Genomic DNA, 20253 nt, shown 5'->3' with positions numbered 1-20253 from the left:
AGGACAATGACACTGCCGGCTGGCCCGGCTTACGATCGGATCACCCGGGTCCTGGGCAGCGCCTGGTTCCTTCTTCTGGGACTGACCGTGACGTTCAAGCTCGGGGCGTCGGCAGGCGAGCCGTGGCCATCCCTCGTGTCGAGCCTTTGCCTCGCCGTGTTCTACCTGATGCTGGCGGTTCTGGTTCTGACCCGGGCGCCTGCCAAGGCACACGCCGAAGGCCTGTTGCCGAGGATAGCCGCATTCGTCGGCACCTATTGGCCGTGGACGATCACGTTCTTCGCCAAGACCGAAGGGGCGGTGCCGAACCTCGCGTCAACGCTCTGCGTGCTGACCGGCATGATCATGATCCTCGTCACCATCCGGCATCTCGGACGATCGTTCAGTCTGGTGCCGCAGGCGCGTTCGGTGGTGCAGACCGGTCCGTACCGGTGGATCAAGCATCCGCTCTATCTCTCGGAGGAGATCGTTTTCCTCGGGGTCGTGCTGCAGCACCTGAGCTTCGTGACCGTGGCCTTGCTGATCCTGCACATCGGCATCCAGGTCTGCCGGATTCTCTATGAGGAGGACGTGCTTCGGCGCAACCTTCCCGAATACTCCAGCTACGAGGCGTCGCGCTGGAGATTGATCCCCTATGTCTGGTGATTGGCCATGCCTCGCAGGGAAAATCGTGTGAGCCTCAGGCGGTCTCTGATCGCGGATCAGCGCGGCGCGGTCGCGTTGGAGATGCCGATCGTCTACCTTTTCCTGCTCATGATCGTTTTTCTGCCGCTCGCCGACCTCGCCGCCGCCGGCTACCAATATGCATCGGCGTGGGACGCGCTGCGTGCGTTCGGGCAGTCCATCCAGTATTCGCCGCCGCCCGATGTGACGAATTCGTCGAGCTGGGCGACCGCCGCGCTCGCCAAGGCCGATTCCCGTTACCCGATTACGAGCATCCAGCTCATTTGTGGCGACAGCAATGCCGTGTGTTCGGGCACCAACACTGCATCGCCGAAGTACTATTCGTACAGCACGACGGTGACTCTGAAGCCGATGGTGCTGAAGACGATGTTGTGCACCAGCGGCAATACCAATACCTGCTCGTTCACGTTGCCTTATACCGAACGGTTTCAATAGGAGTGTGCCATGCGTAACGTGCTCCGTTGCCGCCGAGGATCGGTCGGATTCGCCACCACGGTCGCGATGATCCCCCTGATCGGCGTGCTCGCGCTCGGAGGCGAGGCGGGGTCCTGGTACGTCACCCAGCAGCGGGCGCAGAATGCTGCCGATGCCGCCGCCTATTCGGGCGGTCTGCAAGCGGCCTGCCTGAAAGCCCCGTCTTCCTGCTCCGTGTCGAATACCGTGGACTATCGCGGCAAGCAGTTCGCTGCGCAGAACACGTTCTGCAATTCGGGCGACACATCCTATCCTGGCTCGAAATGTCCAACGAGCCTTCCGAGTGGTATCTCGCAGAGCGTCCAGATTGCATCGCTCACGTCATGGGGCGGAACAGCCGGAACCTACGTTCAGGCAAAGGTCAGCCAGACGCAGCCGACGTATCTGGCGAAGATGCTCGGGCTTTCCACCGTCACCATCGGCGCGATGGCCGTTGCCAAGGTGCAGGGTGCGAACAAGCCGCCATGCGCCCTGGCGCTGACGGGCACGATCGGCTTCCAGGGCAGCCCGAACATCAATGCGCCCAATTGCGGCATGGCTTCGAACGACACCGCCAGCAACGCACTCGACTTCACCGGCGGCGGGATGACCATCAATCTCGGTTCGCTCTCGGCCGCGGGCGGCTGTACGGGCGCCTCGTCATTCTGCAACACCGCGTACACCTATATGCCGCCGGTCACCAATCCGTTCTCTGCGTTGGACAGCGTGACGCTGCCGACGCTCCCTTCTTGTGGAAATGGTAACAATCTGGTCGCCTACAGCTCAACGGTCACAGCAAACCAGTGCGCGAACACGATCAGCCTGACGGGAAACACCGTAATCACCTTGTGCGGTTCCGGCGTCTACTTCATCACCGGCACGATAAGCCTGAAGGGCAATTCGATGATCCAGACGGGCACGACGAGCACGACGCCAGCGTGTGCTGCCAACAATGTGGGCTCAGCACTGTTCATTTTATTGCCCGGCGCAAGTTTCGATACGAAAGGTACAGGCACCATCAATATCACTGCCAACTCATCGGTAAGCAATTCGCAGCTTCCAAGTGTACTGCAACCCTACGCATACTTGTTCGCTGACATGTCGATGTATGATCTGAGCAGCACGGCCGTGACCATTGGTGGAAAGAGCAACATCAACTTGACGGGGGCGATGTACTTTCCGAATGCGGCGGTGACCTTTCAAGGCAATCCGACGCTCACCCTGAGCAACGGAAGCAGTTGTGGTGAATTGATAGCTGCCTCGATCGCCTTCAACGGCAACGCGACGCTCGACGGGAGCGGGTGTCCGTCTACTTCGGTGCCCTCGACTCCCCAATACGTGCAGTTGGTGCAGTGATGCGGAGGCTCGATCAGCGCGGTGTGGCTGCGGTTCAGTTCTGCCTCGTCGTCGTGCCGCTTTTTACTTTGATCTTCGCGATCTTCGATCTCGGACGCTACGCGATCACGCTGCAGTCGCTGCGCTCGCTCGCCAATGCCGGCGCCCGGGCGGTGATGATCAATTGCTACACCAACGCGGTCATCCAGAAGAATCAGCCGACCGGCTGCAGCGGGGATCCGCTGCCGACGACGGCGGCAAAACAGGCCGTTGCGCCCTTCCTGTTCAATGGCGGCCTCTCGCCGACGCTCAACGTCCCGGCGACGACAAGCAGTCCGCTCGTCGTGACGGCATCTTCGCCCAACTTCAAGATGCTGATGCCGGTCTGGGGCACCACGCTCAACGCGCCGAGCGTGACGACCAAGATTCCGTTCTGAGGAGCCTCGATTCGTTGATCCTGAGTGGGTGGATGCTTCGGGTTCGAGAGCCGGCAGGTCAGCCTCTGCTGCAAGGCGGGGTCATGACCGCTCGCGTGGGTCATGGAAGTGGTGCGCGCTGGCAACATTGGACAGTTTTTTCAGGGATTGCCGCAGCCCGCCGGGGCTCTTTCCTTGCAATCAAGAGGCGTAGCGGAGGATGATCTTCAAGCCGCCATTAGCGGCCTGGCGTCTGGGGCGAGGTGCGCTTTTGCTTCGGATCAGCGCGCCGGGGAATGGAAATTCGCAAGTAACTATTTGTAGTCGGACAGACTGTAAGCTCTACGGCGTGGGTGCGCTAACGGGAGTGATCGGGACGTCGAGGCCGTAGATTTACGGGGGTCGTCGCGGAGACGCGACGAAGGGGATTGGCATGATGGGAAGTCGCGTTTCGTTTGATGCGGGACTTGGGCTGGTCGCCTTGAGCGCGATGGCGTTCGGCACTGCGATCGCCCTGTTTCATTCCACCGAATCTGCAAGCGCCGCGGACCGGCGGGCTGCGCAGTCCAGCGGCGTCTTCGTCAGCGAGATGAGCGACGTCCAGCGCGTCAAGGTGACCGTCAACAAGTCGCGCACCTTCAGGGTCGATACTGCATTTTCGACGATCGTCGCCGGCTCGCCCGATATCGCCGACGTGAAGTCGCTGAGCGACCATCTCGTCTACGTGCAAGGCAAGAAGACCGGCACCACCAACGTCATCCTGTTCGACAGCTCGATGAAGCAGATCGGTATTCTCGATGTCGAGGTGACGTTCGATATCGGAAATCTGCAGCAGAACATCCAGGCCGGCACCGGCACGCGCGGCATCCGCGTGTCCGCATCCGAAGGCCAGGTGGTGCTGAGCGGCATGGCAACCGATGCGGTCGCTGCGGAGAAGGCGCTCACGATTGCCAAGGGCAGCATTCCCGATGGCGGCGTCGTCGTCAACGCGATGAGCGTTGCAGCGCCACAGCAGGTGATGCTCGAAGTCCGATTCCTGGAAGTCGCCCGGTCCGCAGGTCGCGATCTCGGAGTCAATCTTTACGGCGGGAACGCCAGCGGATCACGCGGATTCAATACCGGCCTCGGTCCAAACGGTCCGGGTGGCGCGATCACCTCAGCCGGGCGCATTCAGGCCGACTCGTCGGGCACGCCGATCAAGGATCCGGTGAGCAACGGCTATGTGCCGACCCCCGGAGGCCTCCCGTTGATCGGTACCGCTGCCACCCTGGCCGGCGGTGCCGTTCCCTACGGGACCCTGCTCACAAGCGTATTGAAACTCAATAATGGCAATACGCTCGATCTGATGATCAATGCGCTGGAGACCAAGGGGGTTCTTCGCCGGCTCGCCGAGCCGAACCTGATCGCACTGTCCGGCGACGCCGCTCGCTTCCTGGCAGGCGGCGAGTTTCCGGTGCCGGTCCCGAGCCAATCGACGAATGGCTTTCCGACCATCACGATCGACTACAAGAAGTTCGGCGTCGAACTGGCCTTCGTACCCACCGTGCTGTCACGCGGCGTGATCAACCTCCGCGTCGAGCCCTCAGTCAGCGAGCTTGATTTCGCCAATGCGATCACGATCCAAGGTACCACCGTTCCCGCACTGACCCGCCGCGACGCGCGCACGACGGTCGAATTGCGCGACGGCCAGAGCTTTGCGATTGCCGGTTTGCTGCAGACCCGCAACCGGCAAGACGTTTCGCAGCTACCCTGGATCGGCTCGGTGCCGGTGCTCGGAACCTTGTTCAGCAGCAAGTCGTACCAGCAGGAGGAAACCGACCTGGTCATTATCGTGACGCCGCGTCTCGTCGCGCCGGCGGCGCCCGGCCAGCAACTGGCATCGCCGCTCGACTCGCGCCTGCCGGCCAACGACGTCGATTTCTTCCTCAATGGCCAGATGGAAGTTCGCAAGCGCTACGACGACTACGTCAATTCCGGCGGCGAGGTGAAAGGGCCTTACGGCCACATCATCGCGCCCAATGCGGTCGCACCGGTTCCGCTCCCGGCTGCCGCTGCAAACCAGCCGGTCGTGAAAACCCTGAACTAGAGGAGGCGAGAGATGACGACCAAATATCTGGCTCTGCTCGCCCCCTTGATGCTCGGCGGCTGCTATGGCGTATACGGTCATGACGAGATGGACCGCTACGTCCAGCGTTCCGACACCATCACGATGAGTGCCGGCAACGCCAAGGAGGTCAATGCCGTCACCCACACGATCCATCCGTGGCCGGCCTATGTCGGTGACCGCAGGATCGCATATGATGCGCGGCGGACAGGCGAGGCCGTGAAGCGCTACGGCACCACAACGCGGCCGGTCGATCAGCTTCCCGACATGGGCGACCCGACCAAGGCGATGGGCCAGCCGCCGCCCGTCACCACCATTCAGAATGTCAACACAACCGGCTTGGGAGCGGGGACCGGAGGCTCGATAGCCGTCGGGGTTGGAGGCAAGCAGTGATGAGCTGACGGGTCTCAGCCTGCTGGCATTTGCCGTTGGGGTGTCGATTTCTCGATCAATCCCTGCGGTGTCGGCCGGATGATGGGGCAGGGACTCGGAAGCGGAGATGCGACGTTGGGTTTCTGGCGCCGGCCTCGGTGTTTGGTCGTGCGGTCTGTTTTTGTAGGTTGTTTTGCGATGATGTTTCGAAGGGTGCAGGAGATGCGCTGGAATTGGGGAATGAGGCGAGGATTGCATCGTCTCGCGCCAGCGTTGATCTGTTGCTGCCTGGCGACCGGCCTTGCCGGCTGTGACTACACGACGCGCGAAGCTGCGATCGTCGCGCCGGTGGATCCGCCCGGCGGCGATCCGGTGCAGGAGCCGACCGACGTCAAATACTATCCCTCCGATGAGCCGGTGCGGATGGGCCTCGAGCAATACAACCGCGGCAACTACGGGATCTCCCAGCGCTATTTCAAGGACGCGGTCGAGAAGGCGCCGAAGGACGTGACGGCCTGGGTCGGGCTCGCAGCGAGCTATGACAGACTGCGCCGCTTCGATCTTGCCGATCAGGCCTATGCCCAGGCGATCCGGATCGGCGGCGAGACCGTCCAGATCCTGAACGATCAAGGCTATTCCCTGATGCTGCGCGGCAATCTCAGCGCCGCGCGACACAAGTTCGAGAAGGCGTATGCGCTCGATCCGGGCAACCCCGTCATCGCCAACAATCTCGAACTTCTCAACGGAAGCCGCAAGTTCATCGAGCGGCCGCCGAACAATCAGCCGTAGGATGGTTGCGGCGGCAAGCGATGCCGCCGCGTCGATCTAGTTCGGCATCAGCACGGCATCGATGCGGCGGCTGTTTCGCGTGCTGATGATGATCACGCCGTTGCGGATCGCAAATCTCGCTCCGACCAGTCGTGGCGCCTTCTCCGTCAGCGGCGACGGCAACGGAATCATTCCGCCCGTGACGGGATCGCCGACGTTGATCGGCGGCCCGCCGCCGGCGGCCGAAGGGGCCGCCTTGATGTATTCCCTGATCAGCTGAATCTCCTCTCGCGAGAGGTTGAGCGCAGTCTGCTCGCTGCCGGCATCAGAGGCGTTCTTGTTCGCCCCAAGCTTGTCCTGCGCCTCCTGTTGCGCGGCCTCGCGTTTCGCGGCGTCCTGTTCGAGCCGCGTGAGACGGTCTCTCAGCGGGACCAGCTCCCGCCGCAGCGCGGCGTTGTCCGACTTCAGCGAAGTGATCTGGCCGAGTGCAATCGCTGCCGCAACGCATGCAACGACCGAGATCAAGCTGAGGCATGCAACGGCCAGCCCCGGCATTGCAGCGCCATTCACCCTTTTCCGATCCGGCGTTTCGCCGTCGGAGTGCCGCTGCCGCGCTCGGGTAAACCGCGGCAGGCTGGTGCCGAGGCGTTTCACAAGGTGTGAGAGCCGGGAAGCGCTTCGGTCAGTCTCGTGAATGGAGCCAAATGCCGGCTCGGGGACGATCGGGGAGCGCGCGGGCAGGTCGGGGGCTGCCGTCGAGCGGCTTGCTCCCGAGGTCGGGCGACCGTCAAGGCCCTCTTGCATCATGAAAGGGACTGGCCGGTCGATCACGCCGGGCCGTTCGATCACGGCATTCCTGATCGCATCGCGCGGGTCGGCAGCAACGGTCTCTAGGTGCTCCGCCTGCGGTTCGCCGGCCTCCTGCTCGTCGAGTTCCTGTTCGATCCGGGACGCTTCGAGCTCGCGCCATAATGCGAGGCCGGAGTCCGTGATCTGCAGCCCAGCCTCATTGATCGAAGCCCATCCGGATTGGAAGACGTCGGCGTCGCCAAGTTCTGCCGATCGCTTCAACTTCGTGGCTGCATCGCCCGCCGCGATCATGCGCTTGACCTCGCGGCTGACCTCTTGAAGCGGGATCCGTTGCTCGGGTCTTGCGGCCAGCACGCTCAAGATCGCCAGATTGAACCTCATGTGGCGCCTCTCGATGCCCCGGCAACCGGTCGCGTGGCCGCCGCGCTCGCGTGCAGGCGCTGTACGGAGCGCAGAAGACCTCGAAGCGGATCAATCATGCCGGCGCGGACGTCCGTCAGTCAGTGAGCCGGGCAAGTCTAGCGGCCCCCGCAGAGGCAAACAATGCGCCTTCCGGCGCACGACATCCGTGAAGCCCTTCAGAGAAACTCGCGAAGCCTGGAGAGCTCGATCACGTGCTCGGGCGACAGCACATCCGGCACGAGGGGAGGCTGCGACGTGGTCCGGATCTCGTAGAGATGCCGGGTCTTCTCGGGCTTGCCCATGAAGTCCCGAATGCACTGGTCGAGCGTTCCGTTGACGATCATATAGGGCGCGCGATCCTCTCGCCGGGCATTGCTGAGAGAAGGCCATTTGTAGAGGGAGGCCGCGGCCTGGAAGTCCACCTGATGCGAGTGGTCGGTCATTCCTTGATCTCTACCCGAAAAAGCCTGTTCGTCAAACAACGCGACCGATGAGCGAGCTGGCGCGGCGGGACGCACACCCGCGCGTTGTCGCGCTCGTCCTCGGCAGAGAATGCCTGTGGACGTCGAGCGACTAGTCGATTGCCTCGCGGTGATTCCTTGGACTGCGACCGGCAGCCCGCTTCGATGCCTGGCACGACAGCGCATGCCCAACGGTCGTCGGACGACCGCCGGCGCCCGCGACCATTCCCTCTCGGCCGGGATTGAATATGTTCTTGTTTTGTTCTATTCTCTATTGTAGCGTCCGGAGACGAGCGGTTTTGGTCAGGTCAGGGATGAACCGGTTGAGATGGCAACCGCAGCCACCATCCTTCACGCGGACCTGGATGCGTTTTACGCGTCGGTCGAGCAGCTGCTTGAGCCGTCGCTGCGAGGCAAGCCGATCGCCGTCGGCGGCGGGGTTGTGCTTGCCGCGTCGTATGAGGCCAAGGCTTTCGGGGTCTATGGCGGCATGTCGGGGCGGGAAGCGCGCCGGCTTTGCCCGCAACTCATTTTCGTCGGCGGCCACTTCAGTGAATACCAAAGGCTGGGCGACGCGGCCATCGAGGTGATCGGCGACTTCACGCCGCTGGTCGAGCGCATTTCGATCGACGAGGCGTTTGCCGACGTTGCCGGCTGTACGCATCTGTTCGGAACGCCCGCCGAAATAGCAGCGGCGATCCGGCGGCGCGTGCGCGCAGAACTCGGCCTTGCGATCTCCGTGGGCGTCGCGCGCACCAAGCATCTGGCCAAGATCGCCTCCCAGGTCGCAAAGCCCGATGGACTGGTCGTCGTCGATCCCGACGCCGAGCTCGGATTCCTGCACGAACTGCCGGTTGAATTGATGTGGGGAGTAGGGCCGGTCACCAGGACACGGCTGGACGCGATCGGCGTCACGACGATCGGTCAACTCGCCGAATTGTCGGAGCGGTCGCTGACGCGGTTGCTCGGACCGGCGGCGGGCGAGAAGCTCGCTGCGCTGGCCTGGAATCGCGATCCCCGACAGCTCACGCCGCATCGGCGCGCGCGATCGGCAGGAGCACAATCGGCGCTTGGCCGAAAGCCCGCGACCGAGCAAGTCATCCGGCCGACGCTGCTTCATCTGGCCGACCGCGTCGCCACGCGGCTTCGGGCGAAATCCCGGCCCGGACGAACCGTGACGGTGCGCGTTCGCTTCGCCGACCTGAAATCGGTGACGCGCTCGATGACGCTCGATGCGCCCGTGTGCACGACGGTGATCCTCGCCAGGCTCGCCGAGAAGCTGGTGCGCGCTGCTCTTGCTGACCATCCAGGCGAGAAGATCATTTCGCTGCTGGCAATCTCGGTGTCGCATCTCGAGGAGCATTGGGATCTTGCGCTCGAGCTTCCGCTCGGACTGGCCGATCAGGCGCTTCGTCCTGGAAGTCCGATAGGGATGGCGCGCTGGGCCGCGGACTGTGCCATCGACAAGGTCCGCGATCGTTTTGGCTGGGATGCGATCGGATATGGTTCGGCGGCGCTGGAGGCTGTTCGTTCGGTGCCCGACGACTTCCGCAAGCTGGCCGAGAAGGACCTCTAGCCCTTCGCTGGTTCACCGGCTTGTCATCGCATTAAGAAAACGCAATCTGGAATCGCGGGCTTGTGAGGTGCGGCTTCGTGCGCCCGCTCTATCCTGAGCATGCGGAGGATAGCCATGAAGTTCAGCTCCGAACTGATCCAGACGATGCGTGATGCGTTGGACGCGGTGATGGCAAGCGTACCGGCCGATCAATCCGTGTTCGGCCTCAAGGCAGCCGTTGCCGAATGCATCTTGCGAACGGCTGCGCACGGCCAGACGTCGTTCGACGGGCTCGTGACGGCGGCGTCTGATCAGCTTCAATCGATCATTTCGATGCTGAGCTAGAAGGCCGGATCGCGCCCAGGCGCCACCGATGGCCGCGTTGGCGCGTTGCTGCGCAGCCTCGTTGGGCGCCTACGATGAGCCCATGCCTTCCCGGGCGATCCTGGTAAGGGCCTCGTATCCGGATGGCGTCAGGTGCAGGAGATCGCTCTTGTAATTGGCGCACGGCGTTGTTCGTCCGCATGCGATGTCGGAGGCATCGATGGTTCTAATTCCGAGTTCCCGGCTTCTTCTGCTCAGCTCGGCATTGACGGATCCAATATTCTCGGCTGCTCCCTTCATCTGGTCGCCGCGCGGAAGAATCTGGATCGAGAAAATCTTGCCGTTCGGCCAAAGCGACCTGATCTCCCCAAACAGCTTCTTATAGGATTCCATCACGCCGCACGGCTTGTCGAGATAGATGTTGTTGGTCCCCACCAGCACGATGATGGACTTTGGCTTGATCGTCCGCAGCCGCTCGCGTTCGTGCTCGATGAACCAGAGCGTGTTCTGGATCCTGTCGCGTCCGACGCCGAGGTTGGCCACCGGGCCGGCGCCGAGTGATGCAGCCAGTTCCCTCGGCCACGCCTCGACCAGCGAGTCGCCGAGCAAGACCGTCGAGACATCGCCTGACAGGCCCGACACATTTCGTTCATACTTGCGCAAGGCATCGGCGTTGTCCGGCAGGGCGGCCGTTACGGCAAATTGCGTGTCGGTCTTGTCGCATGCAGCTCTCGAACTTTGCGCTCGTCCCGCCGATGGTAGACAGAGCGCCGCGACAATTGATAACGTCGCCGCGACATAAACGGTTGATGTCGTTGACGCGGCGTTGCGAGGTTCTCCATCAAGCGTTTTCGATGTCATTGCGCGGTTCCATCTGAGGGCAGTCAATCCGATGTCGCTGAGCATTTCGATCGTGGGACAGTCAAACAGCATCTTGAAGGCAGGCTTTTTCCAGAAGCTCTTGGATGCCGATGACACAATTGAAGTGAAATCATCAGCAAGGATCGGTGCATCTCCGTCCTTGCTCGGTCCGTACTTCGCCCAGGGCGACTTCTTCAAAGGCTCGGAGTTTTGCATCGTCGATACGTGCGTGATCGATTTTTCGCTGCTTTCTGCCAATGCGATCGATTACTACGATGTTGTGAGGTGGGTCGAGTGGATTGGGCATTCCGCCAAGCGCGCCAATTGCGAGCCGGTTTTTGTTTGCATACCGGTGAGCGACATCAACGCATCAAGGACGATCATCTCCGCCTGTATTTCCGTCTGCCAGAAGCATGACTGGTACTACTTCGATGTCCGGGACGTCATCGCCGCCGTCGCCAAGTCCGGGAAGGTGGACGCGAAGGAACTATATGCAGACGGCAGTCATCCGGCCGAATTCCTGTCGGGTGTGATAGCGACGCACCTTGGCAATTTCTTGACTAAGATAGGGACGGCGGAGACTGCCAAGTGCAAACGCACGTTTGCGTTCACGTCTTACGAGCGCGTGCCGCTCAAGGATCAAATAGCGGGCAGACTGGTCGAATACTCGTCGAGGTTGATTGCGTTTTCGGGTGTCCGGCTGGAACGCGGCGAGACGTATCCGATCCACATCGGGTCGGATTCATCGATCCGCGGCCTCATGGTGAACTCGGCGGCGTGCAAGGGCGTGCTGTCGATCGAGGGTGACCGAACCTTCTACAAGAACCTGCGTCTCACGCCCTATCACCCGACCAACTTCGAGGCACGACTCATCCCAATCTGCAGGCCAATTCGAGACCATCAGGGAATGGTCAGGCTTTCGCTGACGAGCCAGCATGTGTCCATGAGCGATGTTACCTTTCATAGCTCGCAGGACGGGGGTGACGAAGGCTTCATCGAAGTTGCCGATCTCCTCGTCGAGCGAGGATGCGATCTGGTAACTTACACCACCACGCGTCCCGCCGATCCGGCCTCGATCAGGTGGATGCCTGATTGAGAGGCGCCGCAACCAAGTTGACCGAGCTCTTGGGCATGGACCGCGGCAAAGGCCTGCGGCTCGGGCGGAGGTCTCGGGCGTCTGCATGCTCGGCCGGCCATTGGGGCCCTGGCCGAACCAGGCATGTCCCGCGGGGCATGCCACGGCACGTATTGCCCTCGCAATATTCCGCGCTCCTACCGACCAACAATCTTTCGGGCGCTGTTAGACGCCCCGTTCTGAAAGTCGATGGATAAGTCGGTCAACGCTTTGGCTGACAATGCCCCTCCGCCGTAGAATCATCGCGATTCGGAGGCGCGCTTCATATGTCTTCTCAGTCCCTCCATCCTGGCGATGTCGTTAGGTTGGTTCACATGCTCGCGGCCGCAAGGACCGGTCGGCCGTGTGTCTGGTTGCGACAATGACGCCAGGCTATTGGGAATTCCGCTCCAAGGGTGGCACGTTTCGCATCGTGCCATCGAACGGGCGATTTCACTTCTACTTCGAGGAGGAGAATTTGGGATCGTATCACTCGGCAGTGGCCGCGCTCAGCGATCTCCTCGGCGGCTATTCCCATTACCCATCGGCCCGCGGGCTACCGTTTGAAGTCCCCGAATGGACGTTCGTCAGAACGGGATAAGGATGGTTATGGCTGCGAGCGTCTGGAGTATTGCTTGCGCAGTGTTCTGATGGGTGACGTTCCGCCGAGCTGCGTCCATATCGATCGTTAAGCATCGTGTCGGTCGTGTCTTTACCGGGCGGCTGCGCCCAGCGAGCGACGGTCGTGCAGCGGGAAGTTGCGACTTGACCCAGGCCAAGGAGCTCTCCCGGTTGATGATCACCGAGGGCAGAGCCACTTCCCTCCTTGCCTGAGCTGAAGTACGCTACCCGCTTTCCCATTTGCTACTTCGATGACCGCTCAGTCGGGACAACTATTGCCCTTGGTTCTGTTTTCAGTCGGATCAGATTGGTCTTGATACGGAGCGCCAAAAATGGACTCCACGCTGGACAACAAGGTTGCGGAAGGGCGGCTCGCGAGTTTGGACGAGCAGCTTTCGAACCTCGCGCGCGAAGCGGGAGTCAGCCCTTCGAGCCCGCCGACCGGCATGAAGGTGCCTCGTGCGCCGCTAGCAACTATTCGACGATTGAGAGACTGGCGCTACCCTGCCTCCGTCGGTCTTGTATTGCTGGCATCCATCGGTGGCGGTGTCTGGTGGTGGTCCTCCGCTGGTACGGCGGTCGTGCCCTCTTCGAGGCCTGCGCCGCTGACACAAGTCCCGCCGAAAGACATTGCGCCGACCTCCGTCGCACTTTCTCCCGACCTGGCACAGCAGCTCGGACCGATGGCGCGCGACCTCGCTGCCTTAAGGCAAGCGGTCGAAAGGCTGCAGTTGAGGCAAGACCAACTGGTCCGCGACAATGATAGCGTGGCAAGGCAAATCACGGCGGGCCAGGCGGAAATAGCACGCAACAACAATGTCATCGACGAGATCAAGGCTGTCCAAAGTCAGATGGCGCAAGACAGCAAGACGCTCACCGAGCGGCTCAGCGCAAGCCAGGAGCAGTTGGCCCGTCTGATCGCTAACGCCTCACCACCAAAGGTGGATGCTGAAGTGCCTGAGCAGACGTCAGAACAACCAAAAGCAACCTCCGAAGTACCATTGCCGCGTCCGCGGCGGCCGACCAATGTCACACAGGCGCACAAGCCGGCGCGCCCGCAAGCCAACAAGCCGCAACCATCGGCATGGCCGTGGTCAGTGCGCTGATCTGCGCGACCGCCATCACGACAAGCAGCACGGAGAGGCCGCAGACGCTTTGACTGCGACCTCCAGTCGACAGCCCGCGATCGCTCTCATCTTGGAGTGGGTTTCAGGGCCGCACTGGCCAACCGCTTGCCTATAGCGGGTGACATCGCGCGGGCCCCGCAGCGCGGATGGCCGAGCCGTAAAAACGATCTGGCTCGACGTCATGCAAGGCGCGACTTCGGAGGATCGGCGACCTGAAGGTCTTTGCCATGTGAGAGGTCGTGGCTTGGTTCGCCGAGATCGGGTGTATCGGCATAGCCCTTGCTCTAGAGGTGATGCTGGGAATTTCAGTGTCCCAGTTTAGGAAAGAACCGTCACCGGGCGTGCATTTTTGAGACCCGTGGACTGACCGATTGGGAGGTATCGTTGAAGCTCGCCGCGCCCGTATACCCTAGATTCCTCGTTCGGAAGGGAAGCACCGACTGGATGGTTTATGACCGAAAACTCAAGGGGCCGGCGCAGCTCGAAAGAGGTGGCCGCTTTGCCGAGAAGCTTACGAAGGAGCAGGCCGAACGCATAAAGCAGGCGTTGACCGAAGCTCTGCCGACGCCTGGGGACAATGCGCCGGCCTAGACTAGCCGTGATCGACTGTCTCGCGTCGTGTCGGCGAAACAGACCGCGAACAAATGACGCCAGTGTTACCTAGTAAGGTATATGAACAGAAAGAGACCTCGGGGAACGAGGCTTCGTTGAGCAAACCAAGCCTTTGCTGAATTCGACTGTGATTGCTGATCGTTAAGGACCACCATTGCTTGCTGAGCCTTTGGAACAAGCTAGGAACTTCTCGACAGGCTCGTTTTTCATTTACCAGCCGCAGACCGGCACTGCAGTCAGTATCAGCGTGATGCGATGATCTTGCAGAGGAAGCAATCCGTTCACGTCATCTTCGACGCGCCATGTACGAGGCCATTCGTCCTTAGCCTCTGGATCGCCAACTGTTCCTCGGTGAGGCGCCGTTCGACGAATTCTCTTTCTTGTTCGGTCAGGTTGCCCTTGAGTAATCGGCGATAGCGCTCGACATTGTTCCCGTAGACTTTCAGCCGCATCAGCTGCTCGTCGGTCATCTTCGTCTCCATGCGAGACCGGTGACGGGCAGACAGCCCCCGGCCATTCCCAAGAAAATATTGCAGAGATCAAGGAAGACTCTCGCCGCTGTCTCTGCGCCGCTTCAATGATTTCGGTCGCGACTTTGCGCAGTCTCCTGGCAGCGTGGAAGGCGACGATGCGCACCGAATAGCTGCTCTGCATGGAAAGGCGCGGATCAGCATCTTGCGATGCGTACTCGCATCGTCATCGGTCTTGCGCGCGGCGCGACCTATCCAAGACCATAAGGCCTCCCGCAGTAAAAAGCTCATGCCTTGGTCCGCATCTTGCGAGCGATCAAAGGCGTGCAATGAACAATCTGATCCCGCGGCAATGAAGCGGGCGTAGACTAGTTACCTTTGTTTGCAGAGAGCGGGTCGGAAATTCCGGGGTATTCTGTCGGACATGCAGTGTGCGCAAGTCCGTCGCAGAGACACCCCGACTCACGATCAACTCGAGACATCATGAGATCTGCGTCGACAGCAGCCCGGTGGAACGGGCGATCTTTCTCGTTCGGGATGCAATTTTCACGCGTGCATCGCCCAAGAAAATCACCTCACCGAAGGCAAAGCGCTTCGGTTGCTGCGTCAGGTCCGGGTGGCACAGCGCATAATCCGGAAGGGTTAGGCGGGCTCCTCCAAGGGGAAATGGCGCGCGAGGGCGAACTGCACGAAACTACGAGGAAATTTCGGATTGGCGAGGGCAGAGCCAGATGGGCAGAATGAGTGCAGCAGTGCCTCCGACCGGAAGAGATGGATTGCGTCCGTTGCTCGTGCTCGCGATGCTGGTGCTCACGAGCGTTCCGCTATTCGGCGCGGGTGTGCAGGCGCAACCTGCTGCATCTCGTCAGTTGCGGCGAGAGCCTCAGCCAGAGAAGCCGCAAGTGACGATGAATGCCTGGACTATCGGCCTCGCCGGTGGCCTGCTCGAGGGCGCACCCATTCGCCTTGCAGCCGAAATGGCGCGCGTTGTGGACGATGGCGACAAGCTGCACGTCTTGCCGGTCGTGACACGTGGTCCGACTGAGAACGTGAACTCGTTGCTCTATTTGCGCGGCATCGATGCCGCCATCATCAATTCCGACGTGCTCGATGAATACAAGAGCCAGGTGCCGGACATCCAGCAACGGCTGGCTTACGTGCTGAACCTGTTTCCGTCCGAACTCCATATCTTCGTTCGCCCCGAGGTTCAGAGCCTGAACGATCTCGTTGGAAAGAAGGTCAACTTCAATAACCTGGGGACTGCCGCGGCCTATTCGGGACCGCTGATCTTCAGCCGGCTTGGTCTCGACGTAGAAAAAACCTTCATTCCTCATCAAGTCGCGCTCGAGCAGATGCGCAAAGGTGAGATGGCCGCGGTCGTCTTCATCACCTCCAAGCCCGTGGACGCGTTCGTGCGCGGCCGCTGGGAGCCCGGATTCAAATTCCTGCCCGTCCCCTATGACAAGAAGTTTGAGGACTTCTATCTTCCCGCCTCGCTAGACGCCGCGGAGTATCCCAATCTTATCAAGCCGGGCGATCACATCGCGACAATCGCGGTGCCGACCGCGCTGGTGGCCTTTAACTTCCCGGTCAAGTCGAACCGCTACGAGCGCCTTGCGCGCTTCGTGGAGTCCCTGTTCTCGCGAGTTGACAAGCTGCAGCAGCCCGGCTTCGACCAGAAGTGGAAGACCATTAATCTCGCGGCGACCGTTCCTGGCCTGACGCGTTTCCCTGCGGCGCAGGCATGGCTCGATCGCGAGCCGCGCGCCGCCACAAATCCATCGCAATGAGACGCGCGGCGATCCGCATCGTGGCTGGAGTCTTGCTGGCAAGCGGTATTGCCTCGGCACAAGCGGAGGGACCTCGTCGCATTGCTCAGCTTCGTGATTGCTCCTCCATGGAGCGCCCGGAAGGGATCGAGTGCTCCGACAAGCTGCCGCGAACGTCAACGCCGTCCCAGCCTAACAACTGGGTCATTAGCGTGACGACATCGCCTCTCGACTATTCACCCGTTGCTACTGCCACGACGGCGTCTCGCGATGGTATCGGCGAAAGCGGAATGACGCTCTCGATCCGCTGCCGTGGCGGACGGAGCGAATTGATCGTCGGTGGATCGCACGTGTCCGGTCGCACCGACGGATATACGCTTGCCTATCGTATCAACGACGGTCAACCGCAGCAGATCGATGCAACCGTGCCGGCGTCCGGGACCGGCGTAGCATTCGGCGGCGACGTGATGCGCTTGCTGCAGTCGCTTCCGGACCGCGGAACTCTGGCTATTCACCTTGCGTCCCGTGCTGGTTCCGCGCTGGACGCGGTGTTTCCGTTGGTTGGTCTGGATACGGTGCGCGCGAGGATCTCCGCCGCCTGCAAGTGGCCGCAACCGGCCGCCAAGCCGAACGGATAGAGGATTTAATGACGTGTGCTCAATAGGAGAGGCATCATGCGAGTGTTTCAACATATTTTGACGATAGCGACCATCGGAGCCGCAACGATCCTGCTTGGCGCTCCCTACGCTGCGGCTGAGCAGGGCGGCGGACGTTATTGGACGCCAATGACAGCGAGCACCGCTGCAGAACATGTCACGGCAAAAACCCGTGTCGCGCGCAAGGAGGCCGCTCGCAAGAAAGAGCGATCCATTCTCAACGCCAACGCCCGGATTCCATCCGACGCCAAGGCGCACAACCTGATCCTGCAAGTGAATACGAACGACCCTGCTGCCATGAATCTCGCACTCAACAATGCGACCAACGTCGCGCAATACTACAAGGAACTCGGCGAGAAGGTGAAGATCGAGGTGGTCACGTTCGGACCCGGCCTGCACATGCTTCGCGAGGACACGTCGCCCGTGAAGGCCCGAATTGAGGAGATGGCGCTAAGCACGCCGGAAATTTCGTTCAAGGCCTGCGGCAATACTCAGGAAAAAATGCACAGTGCCGAGAAGAAGGACATCCCGATCATTCGTCAGGCGGAGGTGGTGAAGTCCGGCGTCGTGCGCGTGATGGAGCTGCAGGAAAAGGGTTGGTCCTATGTAAAGCCGTGACGCACAACCTTGTCCGGAAAGGGCCGCAATGCGGAATTGTGGCCTTGCGCCGAGGGTGGGGGACTTGACGCCTCGCCTCGGTAGATCGTGTTGCCATACGAAAGGTGATTGCGGATGGATCGCACGGTTCTCGCTGATGCTGAAGTAGGCCCCGCCTGCGACATCTCAGGCGCGCCGCCGCGAGGTCTGCCCAGTGTTGCACAGCCCGTGCTCCTGTGGACGACGACCGTCGCCATGCTCGCGACTGCGTGGGTACCCGAAGTGACACGGGCGTCGCCCGATGCGGTTCGTCTCGCGGCGGATGCGCAGCAAACGACGGCCCTTCGCAATACCAATTCGGCCGCCGCGGCAAAGGGCGGCAACTCCAAAGTCGGGACGGGAGACGAAGGCAGTACCGAGCGGCGGGTGCTGACGGTGCAGGGAGCGCGCGACCAGAGCGGGCCTGCCTCGGACCAGGTGCCCAATTCGGGTGAGAGCCTGTCCTGCGAACTCTCGGCCGCAAGGCTCGACATTGGCTTGTTGCAGCGCATCGAGCACCAGCGCGAGCGGGCGGAAATGTTGGAGCAGGATCTTGCCGCGGCTCGACGCGACGTCGAGGTCCAGACTGCCTTGGCCAATAAGGCCATCGAAGACGCCGCCCGGGTGAAGCAGGCCGTGCAGGGTGGCGAGGGGGTACAGGACGGGTTGCAGCAGGCGCACGAGCGGGCAGCAGGGCTGGAGCAGGATCTGGCGGCTGCGCGACGCGATCTCGAGGTCCAGACCGCGCTGGCGGCGCGAGCAGGCGAGGAGGTTCTAGAGCTGAAGCGGTCGGGCAAGATCGGCGCGGCCGAGACCAGCCAGGCGCCAGCAGGGGGCGGAGTGCCGGCGCCCGGCCTTTCCCTGGCGCGGAGTGCAGTCCAGGCCTACGAAGCTCAAGTCCGTGCGGTTGAAGGAGAACCAGCCGAACTCGGACAAGCGACTGCGAGCGATGCCGGTCCGTATCGCTACCCGGAGCGGTTCGCACGTCTCGAGCAGGACCTCGCGGTCGCGCGAGGCGAGCTCGAGACGCAGACCACGATCGCGACCAAGGCAAGCGAAGAGGCGTCCCGCCTCAGGCAGTCGCAGGAGAGGGACGCGGCGGACTTGCAGCAGGAACGCGACCGGTCTGCGCGGCTGGATCAGGATCTCGCGGCGACGCGGCGTGATCTGGAGACTCAGACCGCGCTTGCAATGAAAGCGAGCGAGGAAGCATCCCGCCTGAAAGCCGCGGGAGATCGCGGAGCGCCGGACCTGCAGAAGGAGGTGGAGCGGTCCGCGCTGCTGGAGCAGGATCTCGCGGCGGCGCGGCGCGATCTGGCGGCCCAGACGGCGCTGGCGGCAAAGGCGGGCGAGGAGCTCTCGCGTCAGAAGCTGTCGGTGGAAGCCGTGGCCGTCGATCTGAAGCAGTCGCGCGCGAAGGCCGACGCGCTGGCCCTGGAGCTGTCCCAGGCGCGCAGCTCGATATACGCATACGAGGCGCAGGCCCTTAAGGCTGGAGAAGAAGTAGCGGAGCTCAGGCGCGCGGCGGAGGGTGCCGCGGCTTCAGCTCACAAGGCCTCACCCGACGGACAATTGGCCCGGTTGGAGCAGGACCTCGCGGCGGCTCGCCGTGATGTCGAAGCGCAAGCCGCCCTGGCAGCGAAAGCAAGCGATGAAGCAGCCCGATTGAAACGGGAGAAGGAGAACGGCGCGGCAGAGGTGCAGAACCTGCTGCAAGCGGCGGTCAAGAGCGCTGCAGCCAACCTGCAAAAGGAGCGTGAGCGATCCGCACGGCTGGAGCAGGATCTGTTGGCGGCGCGACGTGATCTCGAGAGCAAGACCGCGCTGGTGGCGCAGGCAGGTGAGGAATCATCCCGACTGCAAACAGCGGGCAAGACCGCCGCGGCGGATCTGCAAAAGGAGCGCGAGCGGTCGGCACGGCTGGAGCAGGACCTGACGACGGCGCGGCGCGATGTCGAGTCCAAGACTGCATTGGTAGCCAAAGCGGTCGAGGATCTGTCCCGGTTGACATCTGCGGCGAAGAGCGGCGCGGCGGATCTGCAAAAGGAACGCGAGCGGTCGATGCGGCTGGAACAGGACCTGGCGGCAGCGCGTCGCGATAATGAGGCCCAGGCGGCGAAGGCCGCGAAGGCAAGCGAGGATGCATTGCTGCAGACGAAGGCAGCAGAAGCCGGCGCTGCCGAGCTGAGGCAATTGCGCGCCGAGAGCGCAGGCGTGAAGGCGCAGAACTTCTTCCTGTCGCGGAGCGCGATCCAAGCGTATGAGGCGCAGGGGCGCAAGGAGATCGGCGCTGCGCCGGATGTCCTGACGACCGGTTCGCCTGGCCCGGACAAGTCCAGCTCGATCGCAGCGGTTGCCAATCCGGCTCCCGCTGTTGCTCAGCCTGCTTCCGAGCAGGTTACCGAAGCGGCAGGGCTGGTCCTGCGTGCAAGTGCCCTGCTCCGGCAGGGCGATGTAGGCGCGGCGCGGCTTGTGCTCGAGCGCGCCGTCGAGATGGGCAGCGCCCAGGCGAGCTTCGCACTGGCAGAAACCTACGATCCGTTGGTTTTGGCGAAATGGGGAACTTACGGCACTCGCGGCGATGCGAGCAAAGCAAGAGCCCTGTATGCCAGGGCCGATGCGGCTGGAATCAAGGATGCGAAAGCTCGGCTGGACGCGCTGCATCGCTAATGTCTGCAGACACGACCGATCGGACCGACCTCG

20 protein-coding genes are annotated in these 20253 nt (G+C 62.0%); 16 read left to right on the top strand and 4 right to left on the bottom strand.

What is annotated here, in order from left to right; translation table 11 throughout:
* The first annotated feature begins 6 nt into the window (after positions 1-6).
* The 7 genes from AKN83_RS05140 (at position 7) to AKN83_RS05110 (ending at position 6153) form a co-directional block, all read left to right on the top strand.
* Positions 7-645 carry a methyltransferase family protein gene (locus AKN83_RS05140; RefSeq protein WP_050400165.1) on the top strand — a complete coding sequence of 213 codons (639 nt, stop codon included), beginning with the start codon at positions 7-9 and terminating at the stop codon, positions 643-645.
* A gap of 27 nt (positions 646-672) precedes the next feature.
* Positions 673-1119 carry a hypothetical protein gene (locus AKN83_RS05135; RefSeq protein WP_050400167.1) on the top strand — a complete coding sequence of 149 codons (447 nt, stop codon included), beginning with the start codon at positions 673-675 and terminating at the stop codon, positions 1117-1119.
* Positions 1120-1128: 9 nt separating this feature from the next.
* Positions 1129-2493, top strand: coding sequence for a pilus assembly protein TadG-related protein (locus tag AKN83_RS05130; RefSeq protein WP_050400168.1), 1365 nt, complete (start codon positions 1129-1131; stop codon positions 2491-2493).
* Entirely contained in the window at positions 2493-2909 is a 417-nt protein-coding gene (locus AKN83_RS05125; RefSeq protein WP_244521892.1) for a TadE family protein, read from the top strand. Before AKN83_RS05130 ends, AKN83_RS05125 begins: the two co-directional genes overlap by 1 nt.
* Before the next feature lie 412 nt (positions 2910-3321).
* Entirely contained in the window at positions 3322-4974 is a 1653-nt protein-coding gene (locus AKN83_RS05120; protein WP_050400171.1) for a type II and III secretion system protein family protein, read from the top strand.
* 12 nt (positions 4975-4986) lie between these two features.
* Positions 4987-5385 (top strand): hypothetical protein, encoded by a 399-nt coding sequence (locus AKN83_RS05115; RefSeq protein ID WP_050400172.1) that lies wholly within the window; start codon positions 4987-4989, stop codon positions 5383-5385.
* A 219-nt stretch (positions 5386-5604) separates the two neighbouring features.
* Entirely contained in the window at positions 5605-6153 is a 549-nt protein-coding gene (locus AKN83_RS05110) for a tetratricopeptide repeat protein (protein ID WP_244521891.1), read from the top strand.
* A gap of 36 nt (positions 6154-6189) precedes the next feature.
* On the opposite strand, the gene AKN83_RS05105 is transcribed toward AKN83_RS05110, so the two are convergent.
* Positions 6190-7323, bottom strand: coding sequence for a hypothetical protein (locus AKN83_RS05105; protein WP_050400173.1), 1134 nt, complete (start codon positions 7321-7323; stop codon positions 6190-6192).
* Between the two features lie 197 nt (positions 7324-7520).
* Positions 7521-7787, bottom strand: a complete 267-nt coding sequence (locus AKN83_RS05100; protein WP_050400174.1) for a hypothetical protein — start codon at positions 7785-7787, stop codon at positions 7521-7523.
* A 346-nt stretch (positions 7788-8133) separates the two neighbouring features.
* Between AKN83_RS05100 and dinB the strand changes: the two genes are divergently transcribed.
* Complete coding sequence (gene dinB, locus AKN83_RS05095; protein ID WP_050400176.1) at positions 8134-9381, top strand: DNA polymerase IV; 1248 nt, start codon at positions 8134-8136, stop codon at positions 9379-9381.
* Positions 9382-9495: 114 nt separating this feature from the next.
* Positions 9496-9705: a hypothetical protein gene (locus AKN83_RS05090; protein WP_050400177.1), complete on the top strand. Its 210-nt coding sequence runs from the start codon at positions 9496-9498 to the stop codon at positions 9703-9705.
* Positions 9706-9774: 69 nt separating this feature from the next.
* Here the strand turns inward: AKN83_RS05090 and AKN83_RS38140 are convergent, their stop codons facing one another.
* A complete protein-coding gene (locus AKN83_RS38140; RefSeq protein ID WP_172803485.1) occupies positions 9775-10590 on the bottom strand; it encodes an SGNH/GDSL hydrolase family protein in 816 nt (271 codons plus the stop codon).
* Here AKN83_RS38140 and AKN83_RS05080 point away from each other — a divergent pair.
* The 3 genes from AKN83_RS05080 to AKN83_RS05070 all read left to right on the top strand — a co-directional run bounded on the left by AKN83_RS05080 (position 10577) and on the right by AKN83_RS05070 (position 13998).
* Positions 10577-11641, top strand: a complete 1065-nt coding sequence (locus tag AKN83_RS05080) for a hypothetical protein (protein ID WP_050400179.1) — start codon at positions 10577-10579, stop codon at positions 11639-11641. The two genes, AKN83_RS38140 and AKN83_RS05080, sit on opposite strands and share 14 nt — an antisense overlap.
* 971 nt (positions 11642-12612) lie before the next feature.
* Positions 12613-13386 (top strand): type IV pilus inner membrane component PilO, encoded by a 774-nt coding sequence (locus AKN83_RS05075; protein WP_050400181.1) that lies wholly within the window; start codon positions 12613-12615, stop codon positions 13384-13386.
* 405 nt (positions 13387-13791) lie between these two features.
* Positions 13792-13998 carry a hypothetical protein gene (locus AKN83_RS05070; protein WP_244521890.1) on the top strand — a complete coding sequence of 69 codons (207 nt, stop codon included), beginning with the start codon at positions 13792-13794 and terminating at the stop codon, positions 13996-13998.
* 302 nt (positions 13999-14300) lie between these two features.
* Here the strand turns inward: AKN83_RS05070 and AKN83_RS05065 are convergent, their stop codons facing one another.
* A complete protein-coding gene (locus tag AKN83_RS05065; protein ID WP_157113215.1) occupies positions 14301-14489 on the bottom strand; it encodes a hypothetical protein in 189 nt (62 codons plus the stop codon).
* A 740-nt stretch (positions 14490-15229) separates the two neighbouring features.
* Here AKN83_RS05065 and AKN83_RS05060 point away from each other — a divergent pair.
* The 4 genes from AKN83_RS05060 (at position 15230) to AKN83_RS05045 (ending at position 20220) form a co-directional block, all read left to right on the top strand.
* Positions 15230-16279, top strand: a complete 1050-nt coding sequence (locus tag AKN83_RS05060; RefSeq protein WP_244521889.1) for a TAXI family TRAP transporter solute-binding subunit — start codon at positions 15230-15232, stop codon at positions 16277-16279.
* 269 nt (positions 16280-16548) lie between these two features.
* Positions 16549-16896, top strand: a complete 348-nt coding sequence (locus AKN83_RS41060; protein WP_050400186.1) for a hypothetical protein — start codon at positions 16549-16551, stop codon at positions 16894-16896.
* A 36-nt stretch (positions 16897-16932) separates the two neighbouring features.
* Positions 16933-17532: a DsrE family protein gene (locus AKN83_RS05050; RefSeq protein ID WP_050400187.1), complete on the top strand. Its 600-nt coding sequence runs from the start codon at positions 16933-16935 to the stop codon at positions 17530-17532.
* 114 nt (positions 17533-17646) lie between these two features.
* A complete protein-coding gene (locus AKN83_RS05045; protein WP_050400188.1) occupies positions 17647-20220 on the top strand; it encodes a coiled-coil domain-containing protein in 2574 nt (857 codons plus the stop codon).
* Positions 20221-20253 lie beyond the last annotated feature (33 nt).

Source organism: Bradyrhizobium embrapense, from assembly GCF_001189235.2.
In the GTDB taxonomy this organism is placed as follows: domain Bacteria; phylum Pseudomonadota; class Alphaproteobacteria; order Rhizobiales; family Xanthobacteraceae; genus Bradyrhizobium; species Bradyrhizobium embrapense.
This window is presented reverse-complemented; position numbering and strand designations above follow the sequence as displayed.

Coding starts and splice junctions, on each gene's coding strand:
- AKN83_RS05045 (WP_050400188.1), top strand. CDS start 17,647: ATGGATCGCACGGTTCTCGCTGATGCTGAAGTAGGCCCCGCCTGCGAC.
- AKN83_RS05080 (WP_050400179.1), top strand. CDS start 10,577: ATGTCGCTGAGCATTTCGATCGTGGGACAGTCAAACAGCATCTTGAAG.
- AKN83_RS05120 (WP_050400171.1), top strand. CDS start 3,322: ATGATGGGAAGTCGCGTTTCGTTTGATGCGGGACTTGGGCTGGTCGCC.
- AKN83_RS05090 (WP_050400177.1), top strand. CDS start 9,496: ATGAAGTTCAGCTCCGAACTGATCCAGACGATGCGTGATGCGTTGGAC.
- AKN83_RS05105 (WP_050400173.1), bottom strand. CDS start 7,323: ATGAGGTTCAATCTGGCGATCTTGAGCGTGCTGGCCGCAAGACCCGAG.
- AKN83_RS05115 (WP_050400172.1), top strand. CDS start 4,987: ATGACGACCAAATATCTGGCTCTGCTCGCCCCCTTGATGCTCGGCGGC.
- dinB (WP_050400176.1), top strand. CDS start 8,134: ATGGCAACCGCAGCCACCATCCTTCACGCGGACCTGGATGCGTTTTAC.
- AKN83_RS05100 (WP_050400174.1), bottom strand. CDS start 7,787: ATGACCGACCACTCGCATCAGGTGGACTTCCAGGCCGCGGCCTCCCTC.
- AKN83_RS05110 (WP_244521891.1), top strand. CDS start 5,605: ATGAGGCGAGGATTGCATCGTCTCGCGCCAGCGTTGATCTGTTGCTGC.
- AKN83_RS05060 (WP_244521889.1), top strand. CDS start 15,230: ATGAGTGCAGCAGTGCCTCCGACCGGAAGAGATGGATTGCGTCCGTTG.
- AKN83_RS05075 (WP_050400181.1), top strand. CDS start 12,613: ATGGACTCCACGCTGGACAACAAGGTTGCGGAAGGGCGGCTCGCGAGT.
- AKN83_RS05130 (WP_050400168.1), top strand. CDS start 1,129: ATGCGTAACGTGCTCCGTTGCCGCCGAGGATCGGTCGGATTCGCCACC.
- AKN83_RS38140 (WP_172803485.1), bottom strand. CDS start 10,590: ATGCTCAGCGACATCGGATTGACTGCCCTCAGATGGAACCGCGCAATG.
- AKN83_RS05065 (WP_157113215.1), bottom strand. CDS start 14,489: ATGACCGACGAGCAGCTGATGCGGCTGAAAGTCTACGGGAACAATGTC.
- AKN83_RS05140 (WP_050400165.1), top strand. CDS start 7: ATGACACTGCCGGCTGGCCCGGCTTACGATCGGATCACCCGGGTCCTG.
- AKN83_RS05050 (WP_050400187.1), top strand. CDS start 16,933: ATGCGAGTGTTTCAACATATTTTGACGATAGCGACCATCGGAGCCGCA.
- AKN83_RS41060 (WP_050400186.1), top strand. CDS start 16,549: ATGACGCTCTCGATCCGCTGCCGTGGCGGACGGAGCGAATTGATCGTC.
- AKN83_RS05125 (WP_244521892.1), top strand. CDS start 2,493: ATGCGGAGGCTCGATCAGCGCGGTGTGGCTGCGGTTCAGTTCTGCCTC.